Genomic DNA, 11,486 nt, shown 5'->3' with positions numbered 1-11,486 from the left:
CTCACCACCTGGTTGATACTGAAGACCTTGAATTTCGTTAGAAGTCATTTGACTAATTTTTTTAGAACTAATTAAATAAGTTAGCCATCTAACAAAGTCACTATTAACAGACTTGTTTAAAATGGCCTCTTCATAAATAATTTCATGAAGAATTATCCCTGCCCTAGTTGTGTCACTAGTTAGAGGGTGGTTATAAAGATCTTTAACGAAGAAGAACTTCTTTTGACCTTCAACATGTTCTTTTGATTGAACTGCAAACCTAACAATCTGACACTCATCACCTTCTTCGTTAAACTGAGGAACGAAAGGAATGTTCATATCGTATACAGGTGAGAGCTTCCCATCTTTTGAATCAATAAGGTAAGTATCAATATTAGAATGTAGCCAAAGAGCTCTATTCTTTAATTTCGTTGTTAAACGTGGATATTCTTTTTCAAGTGTAGATAATGCATTAACAATTTTTTCTTCAACACTATCCCCTGCAAGATTTATTTCTTTAACTAGAGAATTATCTTTACGAATACCTTCATAATAATCGAGTAGCGACACTTCAGCCAACTTACCGTTCTTTGAAAAACAAACAACACTATTTCCGCCTCCACCACTCGAGAATCCACCACCAGACCTTAAGCGTGGATCTCTTAGAAGCTCTTGAAAAGTATCTAAACTTTGCCTTTGTTCTAATTGCTCTGGTAGAGAGAGTTCTTCTTCAATCAAAAGAAGACTTCTCTCAGAGTTTGTACTCTCACTTTCAGTTGAAGTAAGAGTAGTGTCATCCTCTACTGAGTTGTTACCCAAGCTATTTAAAGAACTTAGAATGAAAAATGTCATAACAATTATTCTTGTAATATTCATTTATTCCTCGCTAGGATTTATTCTGTTTGTGCGTCTCTAAGTACATCAATTTCAAAGTAAACTTTTCTTTGGTCAATCAACTCTTCTAGTGCCATTACTGCATTTAACATGTATTTAAGTTTAGGTCTTACAAGGTTTCTAAGGTCAAGCTTAGCTTCCATTAAATTCTGTAGCTCAATCTGCCATGCCGAATCATTCCACTTATTCATAAATCCATGGATATTTTGTGCGACAACCATATCACCACCGTCATTAGCGTTAACCATAACAATTAATTTTTTAATCTCAGTAGATAGATCGTTATAAGTTGAGTAGTTATTAAAACCAACTTCTAACTTAAGTAGCATGATCTGTTTAATTTCATAATGGAGAAGCTCAAAGATTGCTCCAGTTGTTTTAGAAACATTACCAGCAAGTGTATCATTCCAACCATAGACAGTTCTAACTTCATCTCTAAACTTTCTAATATTAGCAATATTTCGTACAACACTTGGAACATCTTCATATGCCCAAAGAACATCTGAAATAATCATTCCAAAAGAAACAACTCTTCTCATTCCTTCTTGAACTCTCCAGTCAAGAACAGAGTAGTCTTTCTTATCTTCAAGTATTAACATCGCATCATCTAGGCTTACTAAAAATCTCTCAAAATGGTCAACATTCCTATCAGATTTTGACATACTTTTTTGAAATGTAAGTGTCTCTCTCTTAATCATTTTTAATGCATTCTTTAGAGGACCTTTTGCATGTTGGTAATAGCTATTAAAGTTTGTCATTGCACCAGAGACAGTAATTGTCTTCAAAGTTATTATTTCATCATCTATAAGAGTTAATCTTTTCTTATTGTCTATACTTTGCACTTTTTTACCTCTTGAATCAAAGTCTAAAGTACTTCCATTCACGACTTTAAAAGTGCTATAGCCTGAATTAAACTCAACGATAGGCAAGTTAGATGTGATAGAAACTGACCCATTTAAATCCTCTCCACCACAATCATATTTATAGCAAAAGGCAATTGTATCTTTAAAACTTTTATAAATGTAATAAGAATGTGGGTTAGTACGCGTGATCTTTAAATCTAAAATATCTCTGTATTTTATATTTATTTCATCTTTACATTCGAGGCTATGAGCACATAGACCAACTATATCGATTTCCATACCTTTTTCAGTCTGTACAACAAATTCTAAAAAAACTTCTTCGCTTAACTCATTTGCAAAAGAATTCTTTGAATAAAAGCTCATACAAAGCGCTAGCATTAGTATATATTTCATGATGACTCCTAAATTATAATTATTAAATATTAATATCGAATCTTATCTTTATCGATATTTATGTAAAGTATTCCTAAGGTGTATTATAAATAGACACTTAGTTCCTGTATTTCAGAATCAAGATTTCGAGACTTTACGTCATATGCTTCAAGGATATCTTCTTTAATTTGCATAAGATCTCTTACATTTGTCATATCTTGTCTTCTACTTGCGTTATCAAGTAGCTCATCTTCTTTATCTGCAATAACTTTCGCTAATTTAAGGGCATAGTATGCAGCTTTAACATCACCTTCACCTGAAACAGCAGCTACTGCATCATACTTAATAGCTAGAACTTGAAGTGGTTTTAGGAAGTTATTCCAAAGGTCATCTCCAGAAAGAAGTGATCTTTCTGCCATTTCAGATACAATAGACTGAACGTCAGTTCCCCACCCCTCTACGCCGTATCCACGAAAAGAATGACTATCACGGCTAGAAGTTTGTCCCTCAGTAAATATTTTCATATCTAAAATTCTTGAACATGTTTCTTCAAACTTTAGTGTAATATTTGATACAGACTGTCTTACACGAAATGTATAATCTGGATCATAACCTGGAACTCCAATATTATGAATTAGGTTTCCGTCAGCATAAACTTTAATGAAACCGTCTCTAGAAATTCCTTCTGCACTTACAAGAATTTTCTCTACAAACTCTCCATCTAAATTATATGAAAGCGTATCTCCAACACAGTATCTACCTGTGTAACCTTCACTTCTTAGGTCAAAAACATTCGCCGAAACATTTAGTGTAAAAAGAGTAAGTGCAATTGTTAGTAGTATATTTTTCATGTGATCTCCGTTTTTATTAATTAATTCTTATAAGTATATTTTTAAAAAATGTTTATTCTTTATATTCTAATCAAAGTCGTATCCTTCTAAGATGTCTTCTCTAACAGTTAATAGATCAATAAGAAGTCTATCGGCCTGAAAACTAAACATAAGATTATCGTTATTTAAAAGGATGACTTCTGCCTGATCAATAATCTTCACAAGCTCTTTTGCTTTTCTTAAAGTCTTTAATGATTGTCCCTGCCTAACTCTTTCACTTGCAGCTAACTTCATTGCTGCCTTCTTCATATTTTTAAACATTTCACTATCAGCAGATGAAGAGATATCGTAGAGGTGATCTAATTCAAAAAGAATGGCCAATGTTTCCTCTCCCCATACAGAGATATTAAACTTTGATGATTGACGAAAAGATCCTGAACGGTAAGAACGGTAACCAGAGTTTCCAGTATAAATCTTAAAGCTGTCTATTTTAAATTTTGAACCTTCTGTTGCGTAAACTGTTAATTGAGATACAAGACCTTTTACAATAACTGGGTAAATAGGATCTCTACCTGGAACGCCAAGAGTTGCAATCTCATCTCCATCAGCGAAAACTTTTCCAAATGAGTATGCTCTTTGCTTTCCTGTAGCAGAAAGTAAAATAGACTCAACATATGTAGGTCTATCGAAATTAACGACTACAGACTTTCCATCTTTTAATGTCTTAAGAAAGTGTCTCTTAGACTGACCGTTGAATCCGTCCTTTAAATCAATTACTCCTGCAAAAGAAGTAGTCGTAATAAGTAGTAGTGCTAGTATTAGCTTTTTCATATTTTCTCCAAGGTTATTTGTTTCAGTGAGAGAGTTTTATATGAAAATATGACGCACAAACACATAAACTTAATTAATAAATACGGTTTTATGCTATACTCAAATTAACTAAAGATCATAACAGGCTGATATTTATGAACTTATACGACTATATCGATTATAAAAAATTTATTAGAGACTATATAAAAAATTTACCCTACTCAGGTAGAGGCTTTAAGGCGAAAATAGCAAACGAGCTTAGGATACACACTGCTTATGTATCACAAGTACTTAATAAAACAGCAAATTTCACCTTAGAGCAATCTATCGAACTAAGCTCTCTACTAAATTTAACGAATAGTGAAAAAGAATTTTTTCTTTTATTAGTTCAAAAAGAAAGGGCAGGATCTAAGAATTTAGAGTCTTATTTCATTAATCAAATGAATGCGTTCGTAGATGAACAGAGAAAACTCAAGAATAGACTAGAAGCAAAGGGCGAGATTAATCAAGTCGATCAACAAATATACTACTCGAGCTGGCACTTTATGGCGGTGCATGCTCTCATAAGTACAAAGAAGTTTCACACCCCACAAGAGATTGCACAACAACTCAATATTCCTATTTCTAAAGCGAGAGAGACAATCGAATTTCTCTTGAATGCAGCGATCATAGTAAAAGAAGGAAATTCATTTGAATTGGGCTCTAGAGATATCCACCTCTCAAGTGATAGCCCAATGATAAGTAAGCACCACACCAACTGGAGAATGAAGGCCATCTCTAGTTTAGACGCAAGCTCTGAAGAAGATAATAACTCCTTTGAAGATATGCACTACTCAGGTGTTATAAGTGTTACAGAGAAGGACGCGCAGGCCATCAGAGAAATACTAATCAAGTCCATCCAGAGCTCAAGAAAAGTAATTGGTGAGTCAGAGCCTGAAGATGTTTACTGCTATACTCTGGATATGTTTAAACTCTAAATAAAAATATGCAGCAAGTAGTACACAGAAAACTTGCTGCTTAAAATTTGATAAAAGCTAGTTCATTTTGGGATCAGATCTCTTAACAGCTTTACCATCAGCGAAGTTTGCAACTTCAGTAATGATTGCACCTTCATCTCCCGCCTTTTGCCAGTGTGGCGTTAGAACTTGTTTAAGGTTAATGTAATCCCCACGCTCGGCCACTTCAATATTTCTTGCGGACACCTTACCGTCCCAGTGAATCTTAGGAATTTTTAATTCTGGATAGTCTTTCATATTATCCTTTCCTACACCGGCGATATAACTCTTTCCCCATCTAACAAGCCAACCCTCTCTCTTAGCTGCTGTAGTCTCACCGTCAACATGCCAGTGTTCAGCAAGCATTTGATTTGGAAGTAAGAATATATCTAAAAGCATATATAGATTCTTTTGGTTGTTCTCATACATTAGACCTGAAAGACCAACATTTAAAAAGTTTCCACTATTGTAATCCATAACAAATATCTTCTCTCTGATACCTTCAAACATAGGGTAGCCATGGTAGTTTAGAACAGCAATGATAGCGTCCTTGGCCTTCTCTGGGAGGAACTTTCCTTTAGAATCATAGAAGTCACTATTTTTAAATTTAATAGAGTCCAGGCACTCTATGGACCTTTCAATCCTGCTAGTACATACATTTTTTGCATGGGCCGAACTAAAGATCATAACTACAGTAATAAAAACTAATTTAATAATTTTCAAGATTATCTCCTAATTGATTTACGATAAAAGAATTAAAATAAATACAGATATCAATAACAATAAATTAAGAGACAATCAGGACAACTGTCCTATTAGACAATGGTAGAACTAAGTTTTTTTAATATAAGATTTATAAAATGAAAGGGTCTTTTCACAGACCCTACTCTATTGAACTATGCGACTTCAAAACTTTCATTAGAAGAGGCTTCATTAGAAACTTCCTTAAAACCTTTTATAGGCTCTGCTGTAAATCCTAGTAATGGAAAAAAGAGCATCGGTAAAAATATAAGTCCTAGCGTATATCCTACTCCCTTTCCATATCTCTGAGCTATATCGTTATATACTATAAAACTAAATACAATATTTACGATTGGAACAAAGAAGAGAAACCCCATGAACCATTCTCTATTAGCAACCTTACATAGAAAGAAGAGATTAACAAAAGGGATAAAAGCTAAAAAGCCTGGTATACCTGCTTTTGAGAAGACTTTCCAAATTCCGGCCATAGGTGCAATAACAAAAGCTGCAAATAATACTAATAAAACAATTCCTTCCACTACATTCTCCTTATAATATTTATGGTTAATGTAGATATCGGAGGTCGTTTAAAAAAATACACATAAGATTTCTTACTAATTAAATCTATTGAACAATTCTTACTTTTATAAATTTAATTATCTAGACTTTGATAGGGGGCCTCAACTGGTCTCAATTTGTAGTAAGCACCAAGACACGAAACTATTATAGTAGCTCCAATTACGAACTTTAAGAGTAATTTAAGTGCATCTTCAGAGTCCATTTCGTCCTTATATGAGTTATTGATTAAAATTGTATATATAGATAGAAGTTTAAGTGAACTCCGTCTTATTAACAATCTGTATATAGAGGATGGATAGACAAAAGTGTAAACAATTTACATATACCAGAATCGCATTGTCTAAATTTTAAACACTAACCAAAGTGTAGACACCTTTCGCGTTATATTTACTACTATATTCAGATACTTAGTCTCTATACATTAAGACAAAAGTTGGAATCATTCTTGCTTATATATAGCTATATAAAATAAATACAACGCCTTGCGCATAATAGCCCATCGTGTTAGAAAATCTTATTCAAAGTATTAGAGAAGGTTAATATGACAAAATATTCGAAGACATTATTAATGATGGCCCAGGGGATCTTATTAGTTTCACTGCCAGCTATTGCTAATGATTCAGAGAATACTACAGCTCAAGCTAAGAATACTTCAGTACAACTAAGTTTTGGACTAGGTGGACTTAAGGCAGATAGCTCATTAAATAAAGCATCAGTTATGGGTGTAAATATTGGAGCAAAGGCGAATCATAAAATTACTGACTCTTTAGCTGTGGATATAGCTGGTGGGATGAATGTTCAAACAGGTTCAAGCACAACTGCAAGAGATAACAATATTTATAAGCCTGGTAACAGCAACTACTTGAAAGAAGCAAAATTAACTTACACTCCGCTAAGCATATTAGACCTTCAAGCAGGTGTAATCAATCAAAGCGTATTAGATGCCCCACTTCTAGTTGGGAATAAGGGATTTATTGCTGCTAAAGAAGGGTTTAAGTATAAAGTTTTAGATACAAAGATTAGTGTGTTTGCAATGCAGGCCATTCCAAACAATAGAAATCTTTCTCAAAGAATTGATGTTGAAGAAGATGGAGATCCAAGATTCTTTACTGAAACTGTAAAAGTTGAACAAGAGCTATTTGTAGGAACATTCGAATTAGGTCTTACTCACTTTGCTTTTAGCGATATATCAAATGCTGTTGCTTACGAATCAATTTTACTAGGTAACACTGGCTCACCTATTGATAATGGAAATGGTGTTCTTACTAATGAATATCAAGGTTGGCATATTGCAGCTGGATATTCTGCAAATATTAACGAAAGTATTAACTTAACTACGAAGTTTAACCACCTAAGCAATACTGCTGCTGATGCAGACAATACAGGTTACATTGCGGCCTTAGGATTAAACTACACAAATAATGAAAAAAACTATTCAGTAGAAATCGCAAATTTTAAAATTGAATCAGATGCAGCGATTGCATACTACAACTCATCGAAGTACGGACTTGCTAATAAGCAAGGAAATAAGTTGAAGTTAGCTTATAACAATACTGAGTCTAAACTTGGTGCTTCAACAGAGATTATCCAAAATAAAGTTATAAAGAATAATTTATATCAAGCAGACGAAACAATATTCATTCTAAGCTTAAGGAAACTCTATGATCTTTTCTAAGAGAATTGCTTCTCTAATTCTTATTGCAACTCTAACGGCAAGTTGTTCGTTCGGGGTTAAAGATGAGAAAGAAAATTCAAACACAAGTGGACTACAGTTGAGTTCATTCTCAAAAGTAAGTACTGAGAATTTAATCTCTGCATCAAGTAGCGTAAACCAAGCTATTGAAGATGTTAGATTTACTCTTAGAGCTTGTTTAAAAGATCCTACTGGAGTTAGAAATCTAAACTCTAAGGCCGTAACTATTTCTGGAATAACAGGTAGTCTATCTACTGATGCAAGTGGGTGTGTAACATGGTCAGAAGTTAAGAAAGTAGATTACTCAAAGATTGTAAACTGTTCAGAAGAAACAAGAACACTATCTATTCCTTCGGAAGGTTCAAGTGTAGTTCTGAAATATTCAGTAGATCCTACAAAGTCTGCTTTTACAGATTTAACAAAAACTGGTGCTCAAGGGTGTCAAACATCTGAAAACTCAGCACTAACAAAGAACGACATAGACTCTAAACTTATCTTAGATGAAGTAAAGTTATTAATTAAAGCAAATTCAACTCTTGAAAAAAGAAGTGATACTAAATACCAGGAATACCAACTAGAGTTCTCATCATGTGTATATGCTAAGAGTACTGAAGCTCCAATTAAGAACAGATCACTAGAAGTGACAATTGAAGTTCCTGAAATTGAAGAAACAAATGTTATAAGTGTTGAAACAAACCACAAAGGTTGTTTTAAATATAGAACAAACACAAAGTATGAACAACATAACTATTCACACTGGATGAATGCACGTTTTACTGCAAAAGTTCTAGAGGGACCACTTTCAGAAGAAGCTATTACAACTGGGATTTTATTAAACCCTTGGGATAATGATCTAGTAGATGAAAGATTTGGCAAAGGTGAAGAAAACCCAATTAAAGAAAAGAGTAGATTCCAAATTAATGGAGTGATGTATATCTTAATTGGTAACAATGTTAATAACTTTAGTGTAAATGAGCACTTAAACTTAACTGTATCTAAAACTTATCAGGTAGTACTTAACCCAAGACTAGATAGAGGTCATAGATTTAACACTCCAAGATTCTCTGAAGTTGAAGGTGGTAAATACAAACTTAAGTTCATGATCTTAGCGCCGAACCATGCCGAGATGGAAATTGATAAGACTAACTTCTCTGACTTCACATATATAACAGGTGCAGAGAAAGAAGTTGAAGTTGTAAACGGAACAATAAACACATTAATTGATCTTCCAATCAAAGTATCTGATATGCCGAGAATGGCCCTAAGAACAGTTTCTGTTTTCAAACTTGAACCAATCGATAAAGAAATTGGATTAAGAGAAAGAGTTGTTACAGGTTTCTTTAAGGCAAAGATTCCTTGGATTAAGACAAACGTTATGAGTAACGAAGCTTTAAATACAAATGACTCAGATTCTCCAGCTTCTAGATACACTCCTGAAAGTCACCAAACGACGACAGGAAAAGTAAATAACAGTATCCTAGAAGGAGAAGTAAGTGCAACAGACTTCTATGATGTTGAGAACTTAACAGACGTAGAAAAAAGTGAAACAGATCTTCCAGCTAAGCAGTTTAAGAATTACATAGATTACCTATTTGATAACTTAAACCTTTTTACAGAAAAAAGAGCATTTACAAGTAAGTTTAAACAAAGTGCAAAAGATATCTTCATTACTCAAAAGCTTGAGAATGTAGAAAAGTTTAACTACTTAAGTATCGAAGCTGCTGAAAAAATGCTTAATACAAAGAAATTAGAAAATAGATTAATCTATATTGCTAAAGAATTTCAAAAAACTGGTAAGCTAAACCTTCTAAGTAGTGGATCAACTACAGAAGAAAGAAATGCCTTCAAGAAGTCTCTATGTTTAGCAGCTCTTGGAGAAGAGAATGCTTACCAAGAGTCTATTCTTTACGGAAAGAAGAACTCTGTAGATATGAATGCATGTATTAAAAGCCCTCAGACTTACATGAACCTTGAAGTTAAGAGACATGTTGATAGTGTTGAAAAAGTACTACCAAAGTATTCTAACGGATTTAACTTCTCTGTAGGATCAAGATTTTCAATCTACGAAGGAACAAGTGTATCAGAATATACAAGTTTCAGATCAGGTATTGATGCAGCAATTAAGATACCTTTTGGAGAATTCTTTGGACTTGGTGTAAGGCTATTTGATATCTCAAAAGGGATTAACTACAGTGACAATGAAAATCAATCTTTTGGAGATGATGTATCAGAAAGTAAATCAATTGGTGTTGAGAAATTTGCAGTAGACGTAACAGCAAACTACAACCATTGCTTAATGATTACACCAAAAGAATATAAAGCAACAAGCCACACAACATACTCTTACAGATATGGTGGAAGCTATACAGGAAAGAAAGAGAGTACATTTAAAGGTAACTCTTACTACATGTGTTCTAGACCATACAAAGATACAATTGAAGAAAACTGGTATTACTTACAGTCATTTACTTCAGGAACTAGTTACTTTAGAGATTCATTTGGTCCAACAGAGATTAAGTTGATCAAAGTTATCAGAGGATACAAGAACTACTTAAAGTTTAGAGATGCTCTTAGAGATGAGACAAAAGAATACCTATACGTTGATACTACAGGTATAGAAACACCAGACAATAAAGTATTTAACAACTGGAAGCACTTAATTGACGATTCAGAAGCAGAGAGCAAGAGTGATGTTGTTGAGATGATTATTGATAATGTTGAAGGATCTCTTCCTGGAACGATAGAATAAACCTATTGAAAAGACCTCTAATGATTGTATAATCGTTATGAGGTCTTTATGAAAAATATATTTTTAATTATCACAACTACTCTTCTTTTAACTTCTTGTGCCAAGACTCCAATTAAGAAAGAAGAGATCAAATCTAAGAAATCAGAAATAAATTCATGTATATGTATGGAAATATATAACCCAGTATGTGGAAGTGATGGAAAAACCTATAGCAATTCCTGTACTGCTAGCTGCCAAAACGTAAGCTATAAAAACGGCGAATGTAGATAGGGCCAACTCTTAGAAGTTAAGTTCTTTATTTACAAACTGATTTGCCATACAAAAAGAGAAAGTAAATCCATTTTTATAAACTCCGTGAAAGGAGTATATTGAATCAGAGATTTCTCCAAGAAAAGGCCTACGTCTTCTTCCTTTATATCTAAGACCTGTTTTAATAGATCCACTCTCAAAACTAGGCAGACTTGGAATTATCTTCTTAAAGAAATCATATAAAGGCCTTAGCTCAACATAATCAACAGCACTCCATTCATCTTTTAATGACGTTCCACCAATAAGTATGGTCTTAGAGTACGCTCTATAAACAAGATTAAAATGTCCCATCGTTATAACAAATGAATCAGACTCTAAATCAACACCTTCAAAGATCAAATAGTCCCCAGGAACAACTTTAGATTTATTTAAATGATCATGGTCCATACTATTTAAAAAGTGATTAGAATAGGCCCCAAGAGCGCTAATGATCTTCTTACCACTGACTCGCTCTCCACTCATAAGAGTGACAACGCGGTCTCTACTCACATCTACAATTGTATCTTTATGTTGAGTGATATTTAGAGAAGATATTTTATTTGAAATATTTTTCATCAAACTTTCATTATCTAAAATAAAACAATCTTCTAAATTACCTTGAAAACTGAAATCAAAAATCTTCTGATCAACTATTTCTTTATTTCTTCTTAAAAACTGTGCTCTATCTTTACT

At 33.4% G+C, this 11,486-nt stretch carries 11 protein-coding genes; 4 read left to right on the top strand and 7 right to left on the bottom strand.

The window, feature by feature from the left end; genetic code table 11:
- The 4 genes from ABX784_RS12705 to ABX784_RS12690 form a co-directional block, all read right to left on the bottom strand.
- On the bottom strand, positions 1-855 hold an 855-nt coding region (locus ABX784_RS12705), incomplete at its 3' end, for a hypothetical protein (protein WP_372655426.1).
- Positions 856-872: 17 nt separating this feature from the next.
- A complete protein-coding gene (locus ABX784_RS12700; RefSeq protein ID WP_372655425.1) occupies positions 873-2,129 on the bottom strand; it encodes a hypothetical protein in 1,257 nt (418 codons plus the stop codon).
- Positions 2,130-2,212: 83 nt separating this feature from the next.
- Entirely contained in the window at positions 2,213-2,959 is a 747-nt protein-coding gene (locus ABX784_RS12695) for a hypothetical protein (RefSeq protein WP_372655424.1), read from the bottom strand.
- A 66-nt stretch (positions 2,960-3,025) separates the two neighbouring features.
- On the bottom strand, positions 3,026-3,769 hold the full coding sequence (locus ABX784_RS12690; RefSeq protein ID WP_372655423.1) for a hypothetical protein: 744 nt from the start codon (positions 3,767-3,769) through the stop codon (positions 3,026-3,028).
- A gap of 134 nt (positions 3,770-3,903) precedes the next feature.
- Here ABX784_RS12690 and ABX784_RS12685 point away from each other — a divergent pair, with 134 nt between their 5' ends.
- Positions 3,904-4,725, top strand: a complete 822-nt coding sequence (locus ABX784_RS12685; protein WP_372655422.1) for a TIGR02147 family protein — start codon at positions 3,904-3,906, stop codon at positions 4,723-4,725.
- Between the two features lie 57 nt (positions 4,726-4,782).
- On the opposite strand, the gene ABX784_RS12680 is transcribed toward ABX784_RS12685, so the two are convergent.
- Positions 4,783-5,466, bottom strand: a complete 684-nt coding sequence (locus tag ABX784_RS12680; protein ID WP_372655421.1) for a hypothetical protein — start codon at positions 5,464-5,466, stop codon at positions 4,783-4,785.
- A gap of 173 nt (positions 5,467-5,639) precedes the next feature.
- Positions 5,640-6,023: a DUF5684 domain-containing protein gene (locus ABX784_RS12675; RefSeq protein ID WP_372655420.1), complete on the bottom strand. Its 384-nt coding sequence runs from the start codon at positions 6,021-6,023 to the stop codon at positions 5,640-5,642.
- A gap of 581 nt (positions 6,024-6,604) precedes the next feature.
- Between ABX784_RS12675 and ABX784_RS12670 the strand changes: the two genes are divergently transcribed.
- Genes ABX784_RS12670 through ABX784_RS12660 form a run of 3 tightly spaced genes read left to right on the top strand, consistent with a single transcriptional unit; the run spans position 6,605 to position 10,775 of the window.
- Positions 6,605-7,738 carry a hypothetical protein gene (locus tag ABX784_RS12670; RefSeq protein ID WP_372655419.1) on the top strand — a complete coding sequence of 378 codons (1,134 nt, stop codon included), beginning with the start codon at positions 6,605-6,607 and terminating at the stop codon, positions 7,736-7,738.
- Positions 7,725-10,505, top strand: coding sequence for a hypothetical protein (locus ABX784_RS12665; protein WP_372655418.1), 2,781 nt, complete (start codon positions 7,725-7,727; stop codon positions 10,503-10,505). Before ABX784_RS12670 ends, ABX784_RS12665 begins: the two co-directional genes overlap by 14 nt.
- Positions 10,506-10,553: 48 nt before the next feature.
- The gene (locus ABX784_RS12660) at positions 10,554-10,775 is read left to right on the top strand and encodes a Kazal-type serine protease inhibitor domain-containing protein (RefSeq protein WP_372655417.1); all 222 of its coding nucleotides are present in this window, start codon (positions 10,554-10,556) and stop codon (positions 10,773-10,775) included.
- Between the two features lie 9 nt (positions 10,776-10,784).
- Here the strand turns inward: ABX784_RS12660 and ABX784_RS12655 are convergent.
- Positions 10,785-11,486, bottom strand: a 702-nt coding sequence (locus ABX784_RS12655; protein ID WP_372655416.1) for an FAD-dependent oxidoreductase, incomplete at its 5' end; no start/stop codon positions are given.

This window comes from Halobacteriovorax sp. (genome assembly GCF_041587335.1).
Taxonomy (GTDB): Bacteria; Bdellovibrionota; Bacteriovoracia; order Bacteriovoracales; family Bacteriovoracaceae; genus Halobacteriovorax.
The sequence above is the reverse complement of the archived record's forward strand: the minus strand, read 5'-3'. Positions and strand labels throughout refer to the sequence as shown.